This is a genomic window from Fulvivirga ulvae (genome assembly GCF_021389975.1).
Taxonomy (GTDB): domain Bacteria; phylum Bacteroidota; class Bacteroidia; order Cytophagales; family Cyclobacteriaceae; genus Fulvivirga; species Fulvivirga ulvae.
Window position 1 is genome coordinate 4385483 of the sequence record NZ_CP089981.1, and the last position, 24288, is coordinate 4409770.

Here is a 24288-nt window from a genome sequence, read left to right on the forward strand (position 1 = left end):
TTATGAAAGATATACTTAATAAGCTCATTGAACATAAATCTCTCGACAAAGACTTTTCGAGACAAATACTGATAGAACTGGCTCAGGGGAAGTATACTAACAGTCAGGTTGCAGCTTTCCTGACCGTTTATATGATGCGTACCATTACCGTAGATGAACTGGAAGGCTTTAGAGATGCCATGCTGGAACTATGCACTCCGGTGGAGATTGATGAGTATAATGCAATAGACCTTTGCGGCACTGGGGGCGATGGTAAGGATACGTTTAACATTTCCACGCTTTCATCCTTTGTAGTGGCGGGTGCCGGCCAAAATGTTGCCAAACATGGAAATAACGGTGTGTCTTCCATATGCGGATCTTCGAACCTGCTGAGCCATTTTGGGTATGAGTTTAGCAGTCACAAAGATGAGCTGCTCCGAAGTCTTGACGATGCAGGCATATGCTTCCTGCATGCACCACTTTTTCATCCGGCTATGAAGAATGTTGCACCGATCCGTAGAGAACTGGGAGTAAAGACCTTTTTCAATATGCTGGGGCCTATGGTCAACCCGTCTTTTCCACGTAAGCAGCTGGTGGGCGTATTCAGCCTCGAACTGGCGCGCCTTTATGGATACCTGTATCAAAAATCGAATAAAGACTTTGTTATCCTGCACGCCTTAGATGGCTACGATGAGGTTTCGTTGACCGGCAATTTCAAAATGATCTCCAATGTGGGGGAAAAAATCCTGAGCCCTGAAAACCTGGGGCTTCCAAAGGTATCGAAAGAAGAAATATCAGGAGGGAAAACCATTGAAGAGTCTGCTAAAATATTTATAAAAATACTAAATGGAGAAGGCACCTCGGCGCAGAAAGCTGTAGTAGCTGCCAATGCAGGCATGGCCTTGTATTGCTCAAACCAGAAAGAGTCCATAGAGGATTGTGTGGCAAGGGCTCACGCCTCATTGGAATCTGGCAGGGCGCTCAGAGCATTTAACAGATTGTTGAACAAAAAGAAAACTTATACAACTGCATAACCATGAATATTCTAAAAGAAATAATACAGCATAAGAAAGTCGAAGTTCAGAGAAAAAAGGAGCTTTTCCCGGTTAAACTTCTTGAGCAAAGCCTGTTCTTCAATACGCAACCGGTTTCCCTTAAAAAGTATGTTTTACGGGAAGATAAATCAGGAGTGATAGCAGAGATCAAAAGAAAATCGCCATCGAAAGGTATAATCAATCCTGAAGTTTCGGTGGAAAGGATTTCCATTGGATACATGCAGGCAGGTGCATCGGCCCTTTCGGTGCTGACCGATACTCATTATTTCGGAGGTAAAAATGAAGATTTACTTATAGCCAGGAAGTTTAATTTCTGTCCAATACTAAGAAAGGACTTTACAGTAGATGAGTACCAGATCATAGAGGCAAAATCTATTGGAGCTGATGCCATATTACTGATAGCGGCTGTATTAACTCCACAAGAGGTGTTGCAGATGTCAAAATTTGCTCATTCATTAGGGCTGGAGGTACTATTGGAAATACACAATGCTGATGAGCTTGGGCACATTAATGAGCATGTTGATCTTGTGGGAGTGAATAACCGCGACCTCACCAGCTTTGAAGTAGATATTAATACCTCTATCAAATTGTCGGATGCCATCCCCTCAGGTATAGTTAAAGTGTCAGAGAGCGGCATTCATTCCCCAGACGATGTGATTGAACTTAAGAAGCATGGATTTAACGGGTTCCTAATCGGGGAGCGCTTTATGCAAAACAGCAGACCGGAAAAATCATGCGCGAGGTTTATTGAGAAGTTAAGCGAGATAGAAAAGATCAACTATGCCAAAGCTTAGTAGCGTTAAATTAAAAGTGTGTGGCCTAAGGGATAACATCGCTGAGGTTGCGGCGCTAAGGCCTGATTTCGCAGGGTTTATTTTCTATGACAGGTCACCCAGATATGCAGGAGATATGCTTCTAAAAAATTATTTTAATGATTTTCCTGAGTCTACCATGAAAGTCGGGGTTTTTGTAAACCAGCCGGTGGAAAAGGTGCTGGATACAGCCAGGCAGTTCAGTCTGGACTTTGTGCAACTGCACGGAGACGAATCTTTTGCCGAGTGTCTGCACCTGAAAGCAAATGGCCTTGGGGTAATCAAAGTTTTTGCTGGGAATAAAGTTATAGACAGAAAGCTGCTGCTGGAGTATGCCGAGGTAGTTGACTACTATTTATTTGATACACGGCTCAAAAGCTATGGAGGTAACGGTGTGACCTTTGATTGGACAGTGCTGAAGGGGCTGGATCTGCCCAAACCTGTCATTTTGAGTGGAGGTTTAACCCTGGAGAATATTCGTCAGCTTGAGGAATTAGACGATCTGGATATTTACGCTATTGACATCAACAGCCAGTTTGAGATCAGTCCCGGGCTCAAGAATACTGAACTTATCAAACAACTTAAAGAGCAAATGCAATAATTATGTCTGACATATTGAAAAATACTATTGAGAAGAAAAGGTATGCTGTGGACGAACAAGGCTATTACGGTCAGTTCGGCGGAGCGTATATACCGGAAATGCTATACCCCAATGTTGAGGAACTGAGGGAAAAATACTTGCAAATAATAGCGGCCGACGAGTTTCAAAATGAATTCAGAAAGCTGCTTAAGGATTATGTGGGCAGGCCTACTCCTTTATTTTATGCACAAAGGCTGTCGGAAAAATATAATACAAAGATCTATCTGAAGAGAGAAGACCTTTGCCATACCGGTGCACACAAAGTAAATAACACGATCGGGCAGATTATACTGGCAAAGAAATTGGGTAAAAACAAAATAATAGCAGAAACAGGAGCCGGGCAGCATGGAGTGGCTACTGCTACCGTATGTGCCCTTATGGGGCTGGAATGTATAGTGTATATGGGCAAGGTAGATATGGCCAGGCAAAAGCCTAATGTAGAGCGCATGAGAATACTCGGCGCTGAGGTTGTACCGGCTACATGTGGCAGCCAAACCCTTAAAGATGCTACCAACGAGGCCATGCGTCACTGGATTAACAATCCGCTGGATACACATTACATAATCGGTTCTGTGGTGGGGCCGCATCCTTACCCGGATATGGTCACCCGTTTTCAAAGTGTGATCAGTGAAGAGATCAGGCTGCAACTGGAGCAGGAGGAAGGGCGTCAGCTCCCGGATCACGTGATTGCATGTGTGGGAGGAGGAAGTAACGCGGCAGGTGCCTTTTATCATTTTCTGGACGATGAACCGGTTAATTTGATAGCCGTGGAAGCGGCAGGCAAGGGCGTAAACAGTGGAGAGTCCGCTGCTACCACAGCATTGGGTAAAGCAGGTGTACTCCACGGAAGTAAAACCTTGCTTATGCAAACGGAAGATGGTCAGGTGATTGAGCCCTATTCCATATCTGCAGGCCTTGATTACCCTGGTATAGGACCGATGCATGCACATCTGTTTGAAACTGGAAGGGTAAAGTTTGAAAATGCAAGTGATGAAGAAGCTATGCACGCTGGTATTGAATTGAGCAGGTTGGAGGGGATCATTCCGGCCATAGAGTCGGCACATGCCCTTGCTGCATTGGATAAATTGAAACTTGCACCCAACGATATAGTCGTGGTCAATTTATCGGGTCGCGGTGATAAAGACCTGGACACCTACATCAAGTGGGGCAAATATTGAATATTGAAACATTTATGATCTATTAACAACCTGAATAATGAATACAAAAACTTCCAATAGAATAAATGAATTGTTTGAGTCAAACGGGCGTGAGGTACTTTCGATCTATTATACAGCTGGTTTTCCTCAGTTGAATGATACGTTGAGAATAGCGCAGTACCTCGAAGAGGCCGGAGCAGATATCATTGAAATAGGAATGCCCTTTTCCGATCCTGTAGCTGACGGACCAACGATCCAGGAGAGTAATAAAAGGGCTTTGGACAATGGCATGAGCATACGCCTGTTATTTGACCAACTCGCTGCGTTGCGAGAGAAAGTCTCCATACCCGTCATACTGATGGGATATATCAATCCTGTGCTGCAATTCGGTATAAACAAGTTTTGCTCTGAATGTGAGCGTTGCGGAGTAGATGGGCTTATAATCCCGGATTTACCGATGGCGGAGTACCTGGCACTGTATAAAAACATCTTTGCAGAACACGGCCTTAAAAATGTTTTCCTGATTACGCCGCAGACCTCGGAAAACCGAATCAGGCTGATCGATGAGCATACGGATGGATTTATCTATATGGTGTCTTCTGCCAGTGTAACAGGGGCTAAAGACCTGTTTGGCGAGCAGCAGCGTAAATACTTTGAGCGCATACAAAACATGCAGTTGAAGAACCCATTGCTTATTGGCTTTGGTATATCCAATCATGAAACTTTCAAAGTGGCCTCTTCTTACAGTAATGGAGCTATTATAGGCAGTGCTTTCATTAAACTGTTGCAGGCAGCAACTGACTTAAAAGAGGAGATTAAAACATTTGTTAAAGACATTAAAGCATTGAACCAATGATTATACAATTACAAACCGGCCTTCCTCAAGATAAAAAGCAAAAGATCATAGCGAAGGTCAATGACCTGAAATACAAGACTACTGAGGTTAACACCCAAAAAGGAGATTATATCATTGGGATTGGGAAGAGTGAGTTCGATATCCGTGAAATAGGGCAGATACCGGGGATTTCAGATATCCATATCGTTTCAGATGACTACAAGCTTGTATCCAGAAAGTGGAAAGTTAATCCTACCAGTATTGATCTGGGAGACGGAGTTGTTATCTCCGAAGGTGATATGGCAATAATGGCCGGCCCATGCTCAATTGAAAGCGAGGAGCAGATCAATAAGACCATTGAACATCTTAAGGCCAATGATGTAAGAATAATGAGAGGTGGTGTCTACAAACCAAGAAGTTCTCCTTACTCGTTCCGCGGCCTTGGAATTGAAGGGTTAAAACAATGGTATAAAGCTGCACGTGAAGCCGGTATAAAAATTATTACCGAAGTAATGCAGGTATCGCAGATTGAAGAGATGTACGATTATATTGATGTGTACCAGGTAGGTGCCAGAAATACCCAGAACTTTAACTTATTGGATGAATTGGGCAAAGTGGACAAGCCTGTACTCATTAAAAGAGGAATTTCCGGTACGATAGATGAACTGTTATATTCTGCCGAATATGTGTTTTCAGCCGGTAATGAAAACCTGATGCTATGTGAAAGAGGCATTAGGACGTACGAACGGGCCAGCAGAAACACCATGGATATTAATGCCATTCCGATTCTAAAAGAAAAGACGCATCTGCCGGTAATTGCTGATCCATCGCACGGTATTGGTATCCGCGATTATGTTGAACCTGTTGCGTTAGCCTGTATCATGGCCGGGGCCGACGGGGTGATCTATGAAACCCATGAAAAACCAAACGAAGCATTTTCAGATGGTCAGCAAACACTCAATTTCAGGGATTCAGCAAAGCTGGTTAATAAGATCAGAAAAGTTTTTGAACTTAGAGAGAGCCTGTAAAGAGCTCTCTCATACATGATTTTTATCTGAGCCCTTACTTGACCTAATGGTCTAAAATGATGATATTACAATTTAGCTCATGAATATATTCGTGAGTAACTTAAATCATTAAGCTCATAATGTGGTAGACTCTCTGTCTAAGTCAGTCGGCTGTTTTGTCTTGATCGTATGGATTTCAAGTGGCTGGCTGTTTGCCCAAAATGAGTTAAGGCCTTATAAAAAGCTCGATCAATATAATTTTGATCATTGGAAAAGTGAGGATGGCCTGCCAGTTAATTCCATCATACATATCATTCAGGCTAAAAGCGGCTATATCTGGTTTGTTTCATATGGTGGTATTACCCGTTTTAATGGTATAGAATTCTATACATTCAATTCTTTTAATGCTCCAGAAATTATTAACAACTCTTATACTCATATCTATGAGGACAAAGCAGGAGTGATATGGGCTGCTTCCAGTGGTGGTGGTGTAACTTCTATTGATGGTGAGAAAGTGCGGACTTATACAACGGAACATGGTTTGCCAAGTAATTTTGTGGAGGAGATAGTGCAGGATACAACCGGGAGAATTTGGGTGGCAACCAGCAATGGCCTGTATTACCAAAAGGGAGAAAGCTTCATTAATGACAATACTCCTGAAGAACTGAAATCGAAGGAACTGAAAAGCATTACCTGTGATGAAAATAATCACATTTGGGCTGGTACCGTTGATACAGGTGTTTTTCGGTTTTCAGGGAGTGATATTGTTGGCAGATATACAGTGGAGCAGGGCCTCGTCAGTAACATTATTAATTATGTAAAGGCTGAAAAAAGTAGCATATGGGTAGGTACTGATATGGGACTGTCTGTTATTAGAGCCGATAGCACCATAGAAAACATTACAATTGATGACGGCCTGCAAAATAACTATGTAACTTCTTCTGTTGTGGATAATAATGGAGTAATATGGGTAGGTTCATACAAGGGGTTTAGCCGGATTAATGAAGGTGAGTTTTCTCATTTTTCAACTTCGCACCCGCTATTTGGACAGGACATCACCTCCATAGCCAGTGACAGGGAAGGGAATTTGTGGTTAGGTACTTACAGAAACGGATTATATAAACTTTGGGATGGAAAATTTACGAACTACTCAAGCCTTATGTCCAACGAGCATGGATCTTATGTGGTCCATGGTATTCTTCAAAAAACTGATAGTACATTTATCGTAATACAACAGGATGGCATCAACCTCCTGAATATAAATGATAATTCTTTTGAGCGTTTTGATCTTAATTACGATGTACCTGTCACCAGTTTTAAAAGTGGTATGCTGGATAGTAAGGGAAATCTTTGGGTGTCAACCCTGAATTTTCTGCTGAAGTATAAGGAGGGTAAGTCTAAACTTTACACCACTAAAAATGGCCTTATTCATGATAACGTGAGGCTGACCTATGAGGATTCTAAAGGCAATATATGGGTAGGTACAACTAATGGCATAACTGTGATCTCTGAAGAGAAATTTAAATATTACTCCGTTAAAGATGGCCTTTCGCACGAATATATCATGAGCATAGAGGAGGATAGTGCGGGAGTAATTTGGGTCGGAACCCGTAATGGACTCAACCGGTTTGATCATGGACGATTTACCAGCTATTTTGCCAAGGATGGTATGGCGGGTGACTTTGTTTTTAAAACGTACTTTGATGATCATGGAGCCATGTGGTTATGTGGCAATGCAGGACTGACACGGTATAAAAACGGAGAATTTACAGGACTGACCACGGCACAAGGGCTTGTTAGCAATACTGTTTTTCAGATACTTGAAGATGATCAAGGATATTTTTGGATTACTACTAACCAAAAAAACATAACAGTATTCAAGGTATCTGAACAAGAGCTGAATGATTTGGCAGATGGCAAAATATCATGGGTCGATCCGGTTGTATATTCGCAAAAAGATGGCTTGAAATCAACGGCTGCCACCTCATCTGCCACCAGTCTGAAAGCTCCCGATGGTACCTTGTATCTTGCTACCAACAACGGTATAGAAAGTATAGATCCTTCAAATATAAAGATCAACGATGGAAAACCGCCCGTTGTAATCGAGGAGTTTTTCGTGGACGGTAATGAAATTGGCCTCGACAGCAGTATTAGCATTCCATCTGGAAAGCAACGGATTACGATCAAATTTTCTGCCTTAAGTTATGTGTCACCGGAGAATATCGAGTATAAGTATAAACTGATTGGTTTTGATGATCAATGGCAAAATGCGAAAGCAAAGAGAGAGACCAGTTATACCAACCTGCCCTATGGGAGATATACATTCAAGGTAGTGGCGGCCAATAGTGATGGAGTCTGGAATGATGATGGAGTGTCGGTGTCATTCTATATAAAACCTGCTTTTTATGAAACCAATATATTCATAGCAGGGACATTACTATTGATAGTTCTGGTTGGGGTACTGGTTTATAACCTGAGGATTAAGTCGTTAAAAAGAGCTCAGTACGAACTGGCCAGGCTGGTGGATGAGAGAACCTCTGAAGTGGTGCATCAAAAAGAAGAGATTGAGGCTCAGAAGGAAGCCATAGAAGTTCAGCAGGAGCAGATAGAATACAAGAACAGAGAACTTCATAAAATCAACCTCCACCTGGAAGACCTGGTGGAGGAGCGTACAGAGCAGCTTAAAAAAGCCTACAAGGATCTGTTAAGTGTAAATAAAGAGTTGGATACTTTCATTTACAGGTCTGTTCATGATGTTAGAGGGCCAATAGCAAGGCTTCAGGGGCTAAGTTATCTCATTTCATTGGAAACCACAGACGATCGCATTTTGGAATTGGTTAATCTGCTTAATCAGACAGCCAATGAGATGAACGATGTGTTTTACCGCCTGCTCAATATTGTAAGATTAAAAGCCGCAGAGTTAAACATTAATGAAATTGACATAGAACAGGTTATTGACAAAGTATTAAAACGCCTCTTGCCGGAAGGTTCAAAGGTTGTTGATATTCAAATTGAAATTTCAAATGACTTCAGGCTGTATTCAGATAAAGATACCGTAGAAATAATACTCTATCACCTTTTGGAGAACGCCTTGAAATTTCGAAAAGATCATGGAACACACAAGGTAAAGGTAAACTGTAACCGAAAGGATAAAAACAATGCATCAATAGAAGTAACAGACAATGGTACGGGTATATCGAAAAATGTAGCTGATAAGATATTTGACATGTTTTTTGTTGGCCAGGATAACATCCGGGGTACTGGTTTAGGATTGTATACTGCACAAACGGCGGCTAAAGTGTTACGGGGGAAAGTAAAGCTGGTTAAAAGTGATGAAGCCGGTACCACTTTCGAAGTGATTTTGCCAGGTAATATTACCTGATCATTGCGGAATGATGACAGTGAATTCAGTGAATTTGTGCAATTCGCTTCTAACTTCTATGTGACCTTCCAAATGCTCTATAGCCATTTTAGCAAGGTAAAGGCCCAATCCGCTCCCCAGCGATTGATTTGTTCCGCGGTAGAACATATCAAACACCTTATCGATATGGTCAGCGTGTATACCCGTACCATTATCAAGTACAGTTATATAGGCTAAGTCATTGATTTTCTTGACACTGATACCAACCTGATGTTCATCGTAACGAGGTTTGCGGAATACCAGCGCATTTTCTATAATGTTTTGAAGAACGATGGTCAGAAGATCAATATCCCCAAATATTTTGGTTTCCGCCGGTATGTCAAATTTATAATTAATAGAGCAGCCATTTTCGAGATGTTGCAGGCTTTCGGTAATGGAGGCGATTAATTCTGTAACATCTATGAGTTCGTTTTTTACTTTTGCATTGTGCAGGTTATGCACCTGGGTGAGTTTAGAGATAAGTACTTTCATGTTCTTTGCTGTTACCTCAATCAGGTCAATATACTGCTGATCCACACCTTTAGGGAATGTCATTTTAACAAGTGCCGAAAGTCCGCTTATCCTGCTTATAGGGCCCTCAAGGTCGTGAGAGGCTCTGTAAATGAAAGTATCCAGTTCTTTGTTTTTAAGCTGCAACTGATGGAGTGTTGATTTTATTTTTTCAGTCCTCTTTTCTACTTCTTTTTCAAGATGTGTATTCAATTTTTGGAGAGCTTCATTGGCATTTTGTGTTTCTTGTTGAGCATGCTGAAGTTTGCTGTTCTTCTCCTCGATACTGTCCTTTTGCTTGCTGATCTTCTCAAACTGAAGCTGTAGCAGGTCTTTTTGTCTCTCAATTTCCTTTTTCTGTGAGATAACCTCATAAGTCCGGTCTGCCACAATGAGCTTTAGCCGCCTGCGCTGCATACGTACACGGTATGTATACAGCAAGGCTATAAGCCATACAAAAAGGATTGCAAGTACACTAAACAGAAAGTAAGCCCAACCGGTTTGATACCAGGGCGGCAGAATGGTAAACTCATAAGAAGCTACCCGACCTTCTGTATCGTAAATGTTTTTAGACTTAACATGAAAGGTATAGGTACCTGCGCTGAGGTTGTTGTATTCTTTTGTTGTATTTGTAGACCACTTTGACCAGGTTTCCTCGTTATTTTCAAGGTAGTAACTATAAAGTGTTCTTTCAGCAGCTTCGTAGAAAGCGGCGCTGAAATTAAATGTCAGGCTATTATCTTCAAACTCCAACTTAGGCTTAAAAATTTCCGGCTGGTCCAGTATGATCGGAGGGACTCCTGTAGTGTCTGACGGGTCATAATAATTGCCGTAGAATATTACTGAATCCCTCACACTCACCTGACTAACCAGCGTATTGAAGGGGATGGTGTAGTCTTTTTCTACGTTACGATCAAATCTGAACAAGCCCTCCCCACCGGCTATCCAAATGTAGTCACCTTCCGGGTAGATGGCTGTAATTTCCATTTCAGGAAGCCTTCGAAAAGGTATGTAATCCCTGACATATTCGTTGCCGACCTTTTTTAGTATTTCTACATGAGTTTTCCTGGTTTCATCAATAACAGAAATAATGTAGTTGCCATATTGGTCTTCAACTATATTGTTAATGTTAATGCGTTCTTTAAGAATGGAGCTATCCGGCTCAAAGCGGTTAGTTTGTTCATTATACCTGTAGAATCCTTTGCTGGTAGTGAAAAGAAGTTGATCGTCTTTTTTGATAATTTTGATTTCGTTGATGTCAGGGAGGCCGGATGTGGTGTCGTATTTGATTACATGTGATAGCTTATTTGAAAACAGATTGTCTATGCGATAGATGCCCCTGAATTTGGCACTTATCCAAAGATTTTCATTTTTATCTTGTGATAAGCTTCTACAGGTTGGGCTTGCTATTTTTATGTTTTTTACCTCATCCCAAGTGCTGTTGTTATTGACTAATACAGAAATACCCTGACTATGGACAACAGTAAGATGAGGGATGTAAAGATTTTTAATGGGCAATAAAGCAGTAACTCCAGAATAATCTTTTATTTCATATGGCATTTCATTTGATAACCCAAATAGCCCATCTTGAGAGCCAATAATGACTGTGGAGTCATAAGTACAGATATCCCAAACATTGCTATTTAAATCTTTAATCTGAATACTTTTATTATTATTTAAGCGGTAGATTCCTTCAGAAGATCCTACATAAATGCTTTTATTATGACGAAGAATTGAATTAGGGACCCCCGGAATGTCTTGCGTATTCCAAAACATTAGTGGGGACACAATTTCGGTATACGAAATGCCTTCATATGTTGCAACCCAAAGGTTTTGACTACTATCAAAGCAAAAGTTTCTAACTACATCACTAGGAAGACCATTGTCCTTACCTAATCGATAAAGTAAATTGAGGTCTTTATCAAGAAAGAATAAGCCTCCGGTTAGCGTTCCTAAAGCAAATGAAAAGTCGTGGTTTGTAATTCTTTTGGAAGTAAATAGCTTATTGTTATTAAGAAAGTCAGGAGATTTGATTTTATAAGTTCTCGCTGAGTCATAAATAAAAAAACCTGTTTGGGCCCCAACTAGAAAATCTTTGTTTTCTTTGCAAATCAGATGAATACTCTGTTCAACTAGTTTGTCTGAGTTTTTTAAGGTATTAAGGTCATTTGATATAATTTTTTGTATTCCAACACCATGTTTAGTTGTATATAGTGTGTCGTTGATATTGAAAATATACCTGAATGGTTTATTTTCTGTAGTTTTCCAAAAAATTAACCTTCCATTTTCCCATTTGGCAAGGAGTTCGGAAGATTGAAAATAAACCGCTTTTGATGTTGTAATAATTCTCCAAAATCCATTTAGTTTGAGCTTTTCTGGTATACCATTTGCTAATGAGTGGTAAGACAAACGGCCTGTTTGGTCAGGTTCTAAATAACCAAAATCACCTTGAGTTCCTGCGAAAATTCTATTGTTTTGGTCACTCGAAATGGATAGTGCGACCAAATTATCTAATATTGGTATATGGTTCCAATGCTTCGCATCATGCGTTATGATACCATCATAATTAGATATGAAAATTATGCCGCGATTATCCTGAGTAATATCCCAATTTGATACTGATGCATTATAGTCCTTGCGATCAAAATTTCTTATAAGAAATTTATTGTCTTGAGCCGATGTTGAATTAAAAAACAAGCAAAAGAGAAGTGCAATAAAAGCCCATCCGTACACCATCGGTGCATAGTTCCTCAAAAAAAAAAAGTCTAAAAATATGTTTTAGCATTTATTAGAGGTAATAAATGCTAAAAGTAAGGTTTGTGAATCAAATAAAAAAAGTATTAAGCGCTGTTAGCAATGTACGACTATATTTTTTTTATAGATTGAATATATTCAGGCGTGTACTTATTTGCTAGTGTATCATACCATTTAATCAGAGTGTCCTTTCCTAAATGATCATAGATCAGGCTATACTGCTTTTTTACTAATTTTTCATATGATTCAGGGTCTTGATTATATTGATTATTGCTTTTTGTTGCTTCTGTGTGAGACGTAGGCTCGTGATGGATCATTCTTTTTAATTTATTGATGCAAAAGTTGTAGTAGGCTTTGCTATGAAGAATGAAATTATGCCACATTTCATCTATTATGGCCAACGAATCGTCTATAAAGAGGGCATGAGTGTCTAAATCCTTACAATTTGCTCCTAACCATAACCACTTTTTAGTTTCATTAAATATATCCTGAGCCTCTTCAGCAGAGACATCATATCTGTTCATGAAGGCCTCTATTATTTTGTCTTCATCCTCACAGTCCAACTGTTTTAATAATTCTTTCATAATGTGTCATCTTAAAATGGGTAAAAACCAGGTCTGAAATAATTCTATTTCAGACCTGGTAACTGACTTAAATTGATGGAGGTATTACACAAGAAAGTTTATTCTCTCCAGAGCTATTCTTCTCAAATAACCTGTCAATTAACTCTTGCTTCTTGTCAATTGCTTTTGTGCGTGTTGTAGTGATTGTAGTAGTCATTTTTTTTAATTGTTTAGTTTAAAAAACTTTTTTGATTATGTATGCAATTATAAAAATGAATATCATAATTTGCAATAGAAAATATCTAAATATTTTTATGAAATATAAAAAATATTATAATTTTAATATAAAAACCTAAAAATAATTAAAGACTGGAAAAATTAATGTGAATAATAATATATTTAATTTTTTGTCCTGAATAAGAGTAACCGGTAAGGTGGCTAAGTTGTTGTAGGTCAGGTTGTTGAGGTAATTGGTATAACCGGTTCCAATAATGGTTTAAAATTCCCTTTTTATTTTATGATCATAACATAAAGAATATCAGTGAAATAGAGCGGGTTATGTATGTTTTTCGGTCAATTATTACATTCGTTGCTTTTGTTCCTTTTTTGGGTGATAAATTATTATATTTAAGATTAACAAATTGGCTTTACAACTATGCAGAAATATGATTTGGTGGTTATCGGCGCGGGGCCTTCCGGCTATGCCGCGGCAATGAGGGCAATAGATTTTAAGAAAAAAGTGCTCTTAATAGAGAAAGGGAATGTAGGCGGTGCCGGTGTAACTAACGGAGCACTTTCGTCAAAAACATGGTGGGAAATAGCCAGAGAGACCCATATGTTGCATAAACATCTCAGACGCTTCAATATGAGTGTGCCGGATATAGACTTTAAAGAGGTGCAGACTGAAGTTAACCGGGCCGTTGAAGAAAGGAAAGCCCTGCTGCACGAGCATATGACTTTGCTGAGCACATCCTGCTTTGCAGACCTGCTAACCTATAAAGTGGGCGTGGCTAAGCTTTTAACCCCCCATGAAATTGAAATTATTAGCGAAAATGAAACCGAAGTAGTATGGGCTGATTATGTAGTGCTGGCCACTGGAAGCAGGCCAAGGAAATTACCTGATATTCCTATTGATGAAAAAATCATACTTACCAGCGACGGCATAGAGCAGATGAGTCATTTTCCCGAGAGCATGGTGATACTTGGTGCCGGGGTCATCGGTTGTGAGTTTGCCACTATTTTTTCCGGATTTGGTAAAACAAAGGTTCATTTAATAGATAAAGGAGACAGAATATTACCTTTTGAGGACGATGATGTCGTCAAAGTCATAGAACGGAACATGGAGAATAACGGTGTTCATATTCATCGTAACTCCCGGTTGATCCGGATGGATATAGTAAACGGTCGTGTGGAGTATGAGTTGGAATATGACGATGGATCACATGAAATTTTCAATGTTGAAAGGGCCCTCGTGTCAGTAGGTAGAGTGCCTAATTATGAAAAGCTTTGGGAGAATGGTGTTAATATTGTATTGAGCAAGCGGGGCATCGAAGATAATGAAACGCAAACCAGCGTATCTAATATTTATGCTGTTGGAGACATCACGGCCGACATTGCTTTGGTTAACGTAGGAGAACTGGAAGGTCGGTATGCCGTGGAAAAAATCTTTGGTGAGCCAAAGCGTAAACTTATCTATGAAAATATTTCTACTATTATGTTCCTCAATCCTGAGGTTGCCGGGGTTGGCCTGAACGAAACTCAGGCGGCTGAACGAGGAATAGCCTATAAAGTAGTAACTCTTGACTATGGGTGTATTCCAAGAGCTATTGCCAAACGAAATACGCAGGGATTCATTAAGCTATTGGTGACTAATAATGAGGATATGAAGATATTAGGAATGCGTGTGGTAGGCAATCACGCTTCCAGCGCCATCCAGGCGGTTGCTTTACTTATAAGTATGGATAAAGGCATAGATGAGCTGGCTGAGTGTGTGCATCCGCATCCGTCGATCACGGAGGGTATTCAGGAGTGTGTCCGTATGTTGTTAGGCAAGTCCATGTTCAAGCCAGATGCTTTAAAAGGTAAGCTTTCCTGTAAAACCTACACTAATGGCGAATATGCTGATATTATATTTTAACCTCTAAGCTGCTCTATCTCATCACGTGTAAGCTCAAGGTCGCTCTCCAGCCTGAAAAGTGAAGGTTTGTTGATAAAGAAGATGAACAGAACAAGGGGGATTAGCAACAGAACTGTCAGGTTGCCGGTAAGCAATACATTTACACACACAAACATGGCAGGAAGCTCGAGAATAGCCGCTTTTATAAGCAGGGCTGTTTGATATGTTGTAAGCTTTTCATTTAATGCCCTGTTACTTCCTTTTATTCCTTTTATGAATTTGGCAAAGAGTATCATGCTCATGGGCATGGATAGCAGAACCATTGCAGCACTGATATACGTAAATATTTGTAAGTCCTGTTTGGCCAAGGAGTCAGGTTGCATTAGCTGTACGTAATTAATGATTAATACAGCTAATGCAAAGAGTACAATGGCTAATGCCATTGATGTATAGATTAATTTAATAACCCTGAATTGTTGCTGAGGTTGGTTTTTATGATTTTGCATAAAACAATTTATGCAAAATCAGACTCAATCAAAAGCTCAGGCTATATTGGTGAAAACGGCCTGAACGTCGTCATCATCCTCTATCTTATCAAGCATTTTTTCTATGTCCTCCATTTGCTCTTCGGTAAACTCTACCGGGGAGTTGGGGTTTCGCTGAAGTGATGCTTTGTTTACCTCAATACCCATATCTTCCAGGGCTTTTGAAAGTGTTCCGAAATTGGTATAATCCCCGTAAACATACACAACGCCATCTTTCTCCTCAATCTCTTCCATGCCGGCATCTATAAGCTCAAGCTCCATTTCTTCTATATCCATTTCTGCTGTTTTTTCAAACTCAAATACAGCATCACGGGAAAACATAAATTCAAGGGATCCTGTGGGTACAAGGCTACCTCCGGCTTTATTGAAATATGACTTTACGTTGGCTACGGTGCGGGTGGTGTTGTCAGTAGCGCATTCTACAAACACCAAAACGCCATGAGGGCCTTTGCCTTCGTAGTTTACTTCTACATATGCATCGGCATCTTTGCCATCGGCTCTTTTTATTGCAGCCTCTATATTGTCCTTAGGCATGTTCTGACCTTTGGCATTTTGAATGGCTGTTCTTAGCTTGGCATTCATTTCCGGGTCAGTTCCACCCTCTTTAGCAGCTACAGTTATGGCCTTGGCTAGTTTAGGAAACAATTTGGACATCTTGTCCCAACGCTTTTCTTTAGCTGCCCTTCGGTATTCAAACGCTCTTCCCATGGTATATAATCCTTGTTGAAATTTTTAATGCACGAAATTAAAACAACTAATGATTTTGATAAAGGAAAATTTCTAATTATTCGGGTTATTTCTTTTCCATAAACCGGTCAACAGAATATTTTCCAGCTCCAAATACAAGAATGGTAGCAAATATTAGCAGGTAAAGCAAGGCAAACTCTTTCTTGCCAAACGGATCATCTGCATGGACGGCGAAGGCCGCTACCAGCATGGTAATGATCAGGGGCAATGCCGCAAGCCTGGTACCTAAGCCAAGGATCAATAAAATAGAGCAAACAAACTCAGCGAGCACGGCCAGGGCCAAAGAGGCTGTCATTCCTAATCCTAAAAAATCATAGAAAGCAATTTCCCCTCCTTCAATTAAAGTCATAAGCTTTGGATAGCCATGGGTAAGCATAAACGATGCTGCAGAAATCCGGAGGATCAATAGCCATACATGCGAGGTTGAAGCAAATTGCGTGTTAAAAAGCTGTTTCATAATCATTGGTGTCTTGAAAATTTATATTGTTTCAGTCAAAATATGTTCTACGGCATACTGGCAGTCAGGTTTATATTATTTTACCTGTATATGAATATGATCATCATGCCGTACGGCCCGGCAGCCATGGTACCTTATTTTTGGGGAAGACAGGCCAAGCCTTTGTTTTAAATGAGGTTCAATAAATATCTTTTCTATGGAGTTGTGTGAGGCTAATAGCACGGTTAGGCTTTTGGTTCTGCGGTTATCCAATATAAACTTATCCTTGTTCCACTGTGGTACGATTTGTTCCATAAAACTATATTGCCAGAAACCCTGTTCTTCACATCTCTCAGGTTGATCTTGCTCATCTTTCAAAGGACCGGAAAAAACCCCGTAGCCAATAGGGGATGGATGTTGTGGTGTGTATTCGCCATTGCTTTGCCGCAGGTAGTGAAAAGCCAGGTCGAGCTTTTTTCCATCATTATGGCTCAGGTGTGGAATGAGCGGGAAACCATTAAAAAATGGGAAGTTGGCATCCAGGTAAAAGGTGACCGTGCCCGGATACATTTTGTTGAGTTCATCGGAGGTACTCCTTGCAACCTCCAGTAACTGAGGCTTTACATAGTGCCTGTTGAGTAGCACGGTGGCTATGGTTAAAGGCTTAAGATGCTTGTTAAATAAAGGCAAAGGTACCCGCCCAAAAAGGGGCGCTGTCAACGGCACAATGACCAAAGACATAACCAGGTATATGCCTGAGAAAAGCATAAGCCTGAAAAACCCGTACTTTTTAACTTTTGCCATGCGCCGTACAATAAATAGGGACAGCAGTAAATATATCAAATAGACGATACCACCAATCTGGCTGATAAGAGTAAGTAAACTAAAAACCAGAATATGCAGTAATACTTTAATTATGGACATGTTAATGATGTGACGAAACTGCTGTTAAAAAACGTTGAAAATTTAGCTAAAATATAATTTTTCTGTTTTTAACGAGCGCATAATTTAGTATATTATATATTATATGAAGTCTATAGCTATAGGTATGAAAGTTCTCAGAAGTCTATATCTGATCATCAATTACAAAACTTTTATAGTTACCTTTTTGGCTATTGCTTCTACCTGGATTTGCAGTTACTATAAAATTCTGGCAGAATTTCCACTTACAGTAATTGGCATTGCTATAGTTTTTCCTGTTGTATTTTCTATTGACAGTGCTTATAAAAGGAGGGAAAGGGCGCTTGGGCTACTGGCCGATTTCAAAGCTCACCTGCTCTCCATTTACTATGCTTCACGTGATTGGCTGGATGAGGAAAACAATGATTTTCAAGAGAGAGTGAAAAATGAGGTACTGGAAATCTATGCTTCTCTTCGTGTTTTGTTTACGGCAGATAAGGCTTCGGTAGTACAGGCTGAAAAATATATTTTCGATAAAATTTCTGACCTTTCTGTATTGGTTAAAGAATTTCGTCTGTATGGCCTTCAGTCAGGGGAAATGTCAAGGGCTAGTCAGTATGTCAGCAAACTGGCTATTTCCGTGGAAAACCTGAAGGTAATACTCCATTATCGTACACCTGTCACATTGAGGGCCTACAGCAAAATATTTATTTATAGTTTCCCCGTATTGTATGCTCCATATTTTGCTTCCATAGCCCAGCAATACTCAGCAGGCCTGGATTATATGATGCCGATCATGTTTAGCTTTATTCTCGTCAGTCTCGATAACATACAGGGGCACCTGGAAAATCCGTTTGATCAGATAGGGGAGGATGATATCCGTTTTGATGTAGAGGATTTTGCAGAGATGATTGACTGACCGAGATATAAAATAAAGAAGCCCGTGCCGACCATAAAAGTAGCACGGGCATTCTTACTTCCTGCCTGTAGGTATGAGCAAACCAATGTCCAAACCAATTTTTAATGGACTGAGCCGATAAGTGCTATTGGTATAGATGGAGCTAAAAGTTTGTTCTACATAAGGAGTGACAGTAAATGACCAATACGGAGTGAGAGAAACAACTTTTTCCAGACCACCTCTTACAGAAATCAATGTGCTTTTCGCATCGAATGTGTGCCGGTATTCATTCTCACTATATTTATGAGATATCGACTTCAACAGACTAACACCTGCCGTCAGATTATACTCCCGGCGCAGAAATTTAACCCTTTGGATAACGCCCAGGCTGAGGCCCGCATACTGCACGGTGTTATGTACCTCGTTATTGGCTTCATTAGAGTAAGTAATTACGTCGAATGAATCGTCTTGTACCTGAGTAACTTCCACACTATCAGCTATGATGTTATAAAAATTATAATTGGAGTACTCATTGATCATTTGCCAGGTTATCCCGGTGGTAATGGTGGTGTTTTGCAGCACTTCGCGCCTGAGTTTGAGGCTAATTTGGTATCCTGCGTTTTTGAACGACATCTCGTTTTCATTTTCAAAGCCCGTGATATAGATCATGTCTTTAGCAGGGTTTACTTTTTTAAAGGTATAGAACGTGCCGATCTCTGGTTGGAAGTGCCATTTAGAGCTACCGTTTCTTTTTTTGTTGTCTTGGAATGGAGCTGTTTTTTCTTTCTTTTTAACCAATATCTTTTTCTCTGTTTCAACGGTTGATGCACTGTCTAATGCTTCGCTCTTTGGTTTTTTACTACCTGTTTTTGAGGTGTGTTTATTCCGGTCGGGTTTTACAATATTACTGTTCTTTAGTGCAGTATGGGAGTCTGCGGGTAAGCTTTCATCATCAGCCTTTTCGATAAGTTTCTTCTTATCTTCTGCATTGGATTCATTAGCATCATCATCATGCAGGTCAGGTGTCAGGCTTTGGGCCATATTTGACCGGTCAGTGAATGTGCGAATTTCCTGGCTGTTACCATTTGATTTTTCGAATTGTCTATCGTGATTCTCCGACGCTTTTTCGGTAGTCTCATGAAGTTTGTTTGTTGGTGTATCTTCAATGTATAAACTCATCCTGTCCCTGCCGTTTGTAGCGCCAGTCTTTACATCGGCAACTGCTTTATCATAGGTTTGCTCATTGGCATTATTTGCGTTTGTTTCTGATGTAAATGTTTTAACGTTCATACTTTCTGCATGGCTTTCCTGGCTGTATGCTTCGGAGCCCGTAGCAGCAGGCTGATGGGTGACTCCTTCATCTTCCTTGAGTGATTTTTCACGAGTACCCTCAAGCTTAGTCTTATTATTGTCATTGCTTCTTTGGGCTACCGACCCGGATTCAGAAATGTTAGTGATAAGCTCTTTTTGGATTGCTGAATTAGAATTTTCAGTATCAGTTTGACCGAAAGTGTCACGTTCATACTTTGTTGTTGCTAGACCTTGTTCTTTATCCTGAAAATCCTGATCACAGTTGGTCTTAGGTATCTCAATGCATGAAGCTGAATTGGCATCTTCCGTTTGAAGTATCGCAATATTGTCCTCGGTGCTACTGCCGTATAGTTCAGTTGCTACTTCTTTTTGAGAAGATGACTTAGACGAGAACAGGAAGTACAAAGCAGGGGCCAGCAGTAGCAACACTGCCGCAGCGGTATACCATTTGGTAAGATTGGCCTGCTTTTTATCCAGTACATTTTCAATGGATTTCCACCCATCTACAGGAGGTTCATCTTCCCAATGCTCCAGTTTATCTTTAAAATACTTGTTAAAGTCCTCGTTTTCAGACGACCCTTTTGTATTTGACATGATCTAGCAGTTTTAATTTCGACTTTATTATATCCCTCGCGCGTGAAAGCTGAGATTTGGATGTACCTTCCGAGATATCCATGATCTCCGCAATCTCCTTGTGGGAATAGCCTTCTATAGCGTATAGGTTAAATACGTGCTTGCAACCAGTTGGCAATCCACCTATGAGCTGCAAAAGTTCCTGGCCACGCAACCTGCCAAGTATATGCCCGTATTCTTCCTCATCAATTTTGTGCAGTGCACTTTCAGCGGGTACATGGTTCAGGTATTTTTTGTTTTTATGATAGTAGTTAACAGCTACATTGGCACTGATCCTGGTTACCCATGCTTCCAATGACTCGATTTTTACTGTTCTCGGTTTTTTCAGTGAGCTAAAAATATTGATAAATGCCTCCTGAAAGATGTCATTGGCATCATCCATAGTATTTGCATAACGTTTACAAACGCCCATTACCCTGCCTGAATACTTATGGTACAGAGCTTCCTGGGCCTTTCGGTCTTGTTTTTTACAGCCAATTATAAGATCTTCTTCCATGGGGCGTATCAATGGCCATAATTCCTTATGGCCATTGTTGGTTATCTCAGGGCTTGTTTACGGTTTAAATTTATTGAACAGTTATGGTCACAGTGGCTTCACTACAACCGTCGTTGTCGCATATTTTATATGAAAAACTGTCTGTACCTGTAAACTCATAACCCTGATCTGGCAAGTACCGGAAGAGCTCCCGGTCGTAATATATTACCTGGCCGTGCTGAGGCTGGTTTACAATGTAAGCGTTGACATCAAACATGCCTGCACCATTGAGGCTGTCGTTCATCAATATATTGTCATAATAAAGATCTAATGCTATCCCGTCACCTGAGTTATACACTACCTGCTCAAATTCGGCAGGCGTATAGGTAAACTGGTCGTCATAGGCCTGTATTCCGGTTGTGGCTCCAAAGCCTGTAACTATGATATACACAGTACCAGTGCTGCATTGGCCATTGTAGCATACTTTGTAAGTAAAGCTGTCATACCCGTTGAACGATTGGTCTGGTGTAAACCTGAACATCTCCAGTGAGAAATACTTAGCAGTGCCATGCATTGGTTGGCCGGTTATACTAATATTCAATTGATTGTAAGGGATGCTGTCAAGTTCATCATTGCCTAAAATCTGATCCAGATTAAAGTCGAGGCTTTGATATGTAGGGTGCAGTGCGGCAAGGTATTCTTGATAAGTGTAAGCTATGGAATCTGAATGAACTTCGATTTCTGCAACAGAGTCATTTAAAACAACCTCTGCAAGGCCATAGTAAAAGATATCCGGATTCTCCCTTGTGGCGACTTCATAAATGATCTGTGTGGTGCCACTGTAGCTGCCCGAAGGGTAGTAGAAAATAAGGCCATCTGTAGCTACGGCTTCTCCCGAATGCGGATGCTCTACGATGTTAAGCGTACTTACATCAAATTGCTCGTAGCATGAGCTGTCGTTTTGCAGCACCGGGATCACCACCTGCTGGTCGGTGGGCAGGGCTTCCACTCTGTCGTAGTTTGCAGAAATGAAGCACGAATCGCTCTCTGTATCGAATTTGAAAGCGATAATCCCTTTGTCACATATGCCATTTACACATACTTGATATTCTGCGTCATCCGACCCGGTTACGAAATCCTGATTCGGTGTATATTTTAATAAGGCCGATTTTAGCAATTCAATTGATCCCTTTCCAGCCGTTCTCGAAATGCTGAAAGTACCATCTCCGGTAAGGTTAGCAGCCCGGACAAGGTCAATAATTACAGGGCTGTTTTCCTTTAGCCTCATGTTCACATCTTTTGCCTGATCTATTTCTTCCTGTGGCGGCATCACATCGCTATTGACATCATCACATGCCTGATAGGAAAGGGCCAGGGCACATACAACCCACCATTTATTAACTTGTGTTAGTAATTTCATTTTTGTGTTAGTTGAGTTTCTAAATGTTTCAAATCATTACCGGTGCGCACACAATTGAATAGTACAGAGAGAATAGTAAATGGTTGGAATCATTTGCGAAATTTTTGAAAAAAGATTAGGGAGTGCTTTCAATAAGTATGAAAAGCATTTTCTTTTTGTATGTCAAAATATTTGTCAGGGGCAGGTTTTAAATATAAAATGCGTGTAGGAGGAGGGTGAAAAAAATCACCGTTTCCCGGCAACCAGGAAACGGTGAACTAAGTAAATTATTCAGAGATCCAGCGGTCTATTTTTTTCTCCAGAACGGCTAAAGGCACACATCCTGATTCCAGCACTTTGTTGTGGAATTCTTTGATATCGAATTTGTCACCAAGTGCCTCTTCTGCTTTGTTCCTCAACTCTATGATCTTCAACTGACCCATTTTGTAAGATAAAGCCTGCCCCGGCATAGCCATATAACGCTCAATTTCAGAAGTAATACTTTCCTTCGATTCCGCCTCATTTTCCAGTGAATACTGAATGGCTTGCTCCCTTGTCCAGCCTTTGGCATGCATACCTGCATCTACCACCAGCCTGATGGCCCGGTGCATTTCAGCGCTCAGCATACCGAAATACTGGTATGGATCAGTGTACAGGCCAAGCTCTTTGCCCAGTGATTCACTGTAAAGCGCCCAGCCCTCTCCGTATGCACTGTACCATAAAGTGCGTCTGAATTCAGGGAGGTTCTCATTTTCCTGCTGTAAGGAGATTTGGTAATGGTGACCGGGGATGGCCTCATGCAGGAACAATGACTCGTCTGAGAACAGGTTATATTTGGATACATCAGGAATAGGAACGTAAAAGATACCCGGACGTGTACCATCCAATGATCCCGGATTGTACTCTGCACTTGCAGAGGCCTCTCTGAATGCTTCTGTACGCCTTACTTCAAAAGGTGTTTTGGGTACCAGGTCAAACAGTTCTTTAAGCTGAGGCTTCATGCGTTCATGTATTTCATTGAAATGAGTTATTACCTGATCAGGCGAAGTAAACGGCATCAACTCTTTCCTTGCTCTCACATGTTCGAAAAAGGCCATGATATCTCCTTCAAAGCCGACCTGCTCCTTTACTTTCTCCATCTCTGAGAGCAATCTCGCTACTTCACTTTTGCCCAGTTCAAAAATTTCCTCAGCAGATTTTGTGGTTGTAGTGTACTGCTTTATTCGGAAGGCATAGTATTCTTCCCCGTTGGGGAGTGCATGTGCTCCGGCAGTCTCCCTGCATGCGGGTAAATATTCATTTTTCAGAAAGTCGTGCAACCTTTTAAAAGTAGGGATCACCTTATCTTCCAACACAATCTGATATTTTTCGGTCAGTTGCTTTTTGTCTTCATCAGAAAACTCCTCGGGAAGAAGTTTTATAGGAGAATAGAAAAGGTGCTCACTTGTCGGCCCGTGATCCAGGTCAGCCATTTGAGGTATCACCTTTGCAGTCAGGGATTTAGGAAGCACCCAACCGGTTTTTATGCCTTGTTTCATGTTGGCAATAGCTGTATCGCACCAAATCGTAAAGTCATCCAGCCGCTTTAACCAGTTGTTGTAATCTTCTACCGTCTTAAACGGTTGGGCTCCGGCACCACTGGCCAACTGGCCCATACTGATGTGCAAGCTCCAGAACTGATCAATGGGAGTGAGGTGAGCAGGATATTTAAAAGATTCCAGGTTAATGTCGCACTCCCACATCAGGATATCATAGCTCATTTGCTCGTTTTCGGAAAGCTGTCCACGGTCAAGTTCCTGAAGCTGGTTCTTGTATTTGGAGTAAAATGCCTCCAGTTTGTTGAGATACTCTTGCGATATATTGTTGGGAAGCGTATCGTTATACCGGTTGTCTCCGGCGAAAGTTGCTTCCAGAGGGTAAAACTGTAACCTTTCATCGTGGTAATTGGAGAGAAGTGCCTTTAACTGAACCGAATCCTTTTGTTCGGTAGTTTCTTCGGCTTTTTGTTCTGTCTTCTGCTGACAGGCTATTATACCTGCAAGCATAAGCACGAGCAGGAGTTTAAATAATTTCATAAGCTATAATTTTGGTGAATAAACTAAAGGTATGTATTCAC

The 24288-nt window shown here is 40.7% G+C and carries 19 protein-coding genes; 9 read left to right on the forward strand and 10 right to left on the reverse strand.

What is annotated here, in order from left to right; genetic code table 11:
* Nucleotides 1–2: 2 nt before the first annotated feature.
* The 7 genes from trpD (at nucleotide 3) to LVD17_RS18750 (ending at nucleotide 8867) form a co-directional block, all read left to right on the forward strand.
* A complete protein-coding gene (gene trpD / locus LVD17_RS18720) occupies nucleotides 3–1013 on the forward strand; it encodes an anthranilate phosphoribosyltransferase (protein ID WP_233760535.1) in 1011 nt (336 codons plus the stop codon).
* Between the two features lie 2 nt (nucleotides 1014–1015).
* Nucleotides 1016–1828: an indole-3-glycerol phosphate synthase TrpC gene (trpC, locus tag LVD17_RS18725; protein ID WP_233760536.1), complete on the forward strand. Its 813-nt coding sequence runs from the start codon at nucleotides 1016–1018 to the stop codon at nucleotides 1826–1828.
* Nucleotides 1815–2447 (forward strand): phosphoribosylanthranilate isomerase, encoded by a 633-nt coding sequence (locus LVD17_RS18730; RefSeq protein ID WP_233760537.1) that lies wholly within the window; start codon nucleotides 1815–1817, stop codon nucleotides 2445–2447. Before trpC ends, LVD17_RS18730 begins: the two co-directional genes overlap by 14 nt.
* A 2-nt stretch (nucleotides 2448–2449) precedes the next feature.
* Nucleotides 2450–3664: a tryptophan synthase subunit beta gene (gene trpB, locus LVD17_RS18735; protein ID WP_233760538.1), complete on the forward strand. Its 1215-nt coding sequence runs from the start codon at nucleotides 2450–2452 to the stop codon at nucleotides 3662–3664.
* Between the two features lie 37 nt (nucleotides 3665–3701).
* Complete coding sequence (gene trpA / locus LVD17_RS18740; RefSeq protein WP_233760539.1) at nucleotides 3702–4499, forward strand: tryptophan synthase subunit alpha; 798 nt, start codon at nucleotides 3702–3704, stop codon at nucleotides 4497–4499.
* Nucleotides 4496–5506 (forward strand): bifunctional 3-deoxy-7-phosphoheptulonate synthase/chorismate mutase, encoded by a 1011-nt coding sequence (locus tag LVD17_RS18745; RefSeq protein WP_233760540.1) that lies wholly within the window; start codon nucleotides 4496–4498, stop codon nucleotides 5504–5506. Before trpA ends, LVD17_RS18745 begins: the two co-directional genes overlap by 4 nt.
* Before the next feature lie 121 nt (nucleotides 5507–5627).
* A complete protein-coding gene (locus LVD17_RS18750; RefSeq protein WP_233760541.1) occupies nucleotides 5628–8867 on the forward strand; it encodes a sensor histidine kinase in 3240 nt (1079 codons plus the stop codon).
* Here the strand turns inward: LVD17_RS18750 and LVD17_RS18755 are convergent, their stop codons facing one another.
* Nucleotides 8868–12149: an ATP-binding protein gene (locus LVD17_RS18755; protein WP_233760542.1), complete on the reverse strand. Its 3282-nt coding sequence runs from the start codon at nucleotides 12147–12149 to the stop codon at nucleotides 8868–8870. It lies immediately after the preceding gene.
* 110 nt (nucleotides 12150–12259) lie between these two features.
* Complete coding sequence (locus LVD17_RS18760) at nucleotides 12260–12733, reverse strand: UCP032817 domain-containing protein (protein ID WP_233760543.1); 474 nt, start codon at nucleotides 12731–12733, stop codon at nucleotides 12260–12262.
* A 634-nt stretch (nucleotides 12734–13367) separates the two neighbouring features.
* Between LVD17_RS18760 and LVD17_RS18765 the strand changes: the two genes are divergently transcribed.
* A complete protein-coding gene (locus LVD17_RS18765; RefSeq protein WP_233760544.1) occupies nucleotides 13368–14849 on the forward strand; it encodes a dihydrolipoyl dehydrogenase family protein in 1482 nt (493 codons plus the stop codon).
* Here LVD17_RS18765 and LVD17_RS18770 read toward each other — a convergent pair.
* The 4 genes from LVD17_RS18770 to LVD17_RS18785 form a co-directional block, all read right to left on the reverse strand.
* Nucleotides 14846–15271, reverse strand: coding sequence for a hypothetical protein (locus LVD17_RS18770; protein ID WP_233760545.1), 426 nt, complete (start codon nucleotides 15269–15271; stop codon nucleotides 14846–14848). The two genes, LVD17_RS18765 and LVD17_RS18770, sit on opposite strands and share 4 nt — an antisense overlap.
* Nucleotides 15272–15370: 99 nt before the next feature.
* Nucleotides 15371–16081: a YebC/PmpR family DNA-binding transcriptional regulator gene (locus tag LVD17_RS18775; protein ID WP_233760546.1), complete on the reverse strand. Its 711-nt coding sequence runs from the start codon at nucleotides 16079–16081 to the stop codon at nucleotides 15371–15373.
* Between the two features lie 85 nt (nucleotides 16082–16166).
* A complete protein-coding gene (locus tag LVD17_RS18780) occupies nucleotides 16167–16577 on the reverse strand; it encodes a DoxX family protein (protein ID WP_233760547.1) in 411 nt (136 codons plus the stop codon).
* A 75-nt stretch (nucleotides 16578–16652) separates the two neighbouring features.
* Nucleotides 16653–17360, reverse strand: coding sequence for a hypothetical protein (locus LVD17_RS18785; protein ID WP_233760548.1), 708 nt, complete (start codon nucleotides 17358–17360; stop codon nucleotides 16653–16655).
* 223 nt (nucleotides 17361–17583) lie between these two features.
* On the opposite strand from LVD17_RS18785, the gene LVD17_RS18790 reads away from it, so the two are divergent.
* Nucleotides 17584–18375: a hypothetical protein gene (locus LVD17_RS18790; RefSeq protein ID WP_233760549.1), complete on the forward strand. Its 792-nt coding sequence runs from the start codon at nucleotides 17584–17586 to the stop codon at nucleotides 18373–18375.
* 54 nt (nucleotides 18376–18429) lie between these two features.
* On the opposite strand, the gene LVD17_RS18795 is transcribed toward LVD17_RS18790, so the two are convergent.
* From LVD17_RS18795 to LVD17_RS18810, 4 genes are all read right to left on the reverse strand, one after another.
* The gene (locus LVD17_RS18795) at nucleotides 18430–20259 is read right to left on the reverse strand and encodes a hypothetical protein (protein ID WP_233760550.1); all 1830 of its coding nucleotides are present in this window, start codon (nucleotides 20257–20259) and stop codon (nucleotides 18430–18432) included.
* Entirely contained in the window at nucleotides 20234–20794 is a 561-nt protein-coding gene (locus tag LVD17_RS18800; protein ID WP_233760551.1) for an RNA polymerase sigma factor, read from the reverse strand. Before LVD17_RS18800 ends, LVD17_RS18795 begins: the two co-directional genes overlap by 26 nt.
* A gap of 70 nt (nucleotides 20795–20864) precedes the next feature.
* Nucleotides 20865–22193, reverse strand: a complete 1329-nt coding sequence (locus LVD17_RS18805) for an Ig-like domain-containing protein (protein ID WP_233760552.1) — start codon at nucleotides 22191–22193, stop codon at nucleotides 20865–20867.
* A gap of 266 nt (nucleotides 22194–22459) precedes the next feature.
* Nucleotides 22460–24247, reverse strand: a complete 1788-nt coding sequence (locus LVD17_RS18810; RefSeq protein ID WP_233760553.1) for a DUF885 domain-containing protein — start codon at nucleotides 24245–24247, stop codon at nucleotides 22460–22462.
* Nucleotides 24248–24288: the final 41 nt, after the last annotated feature.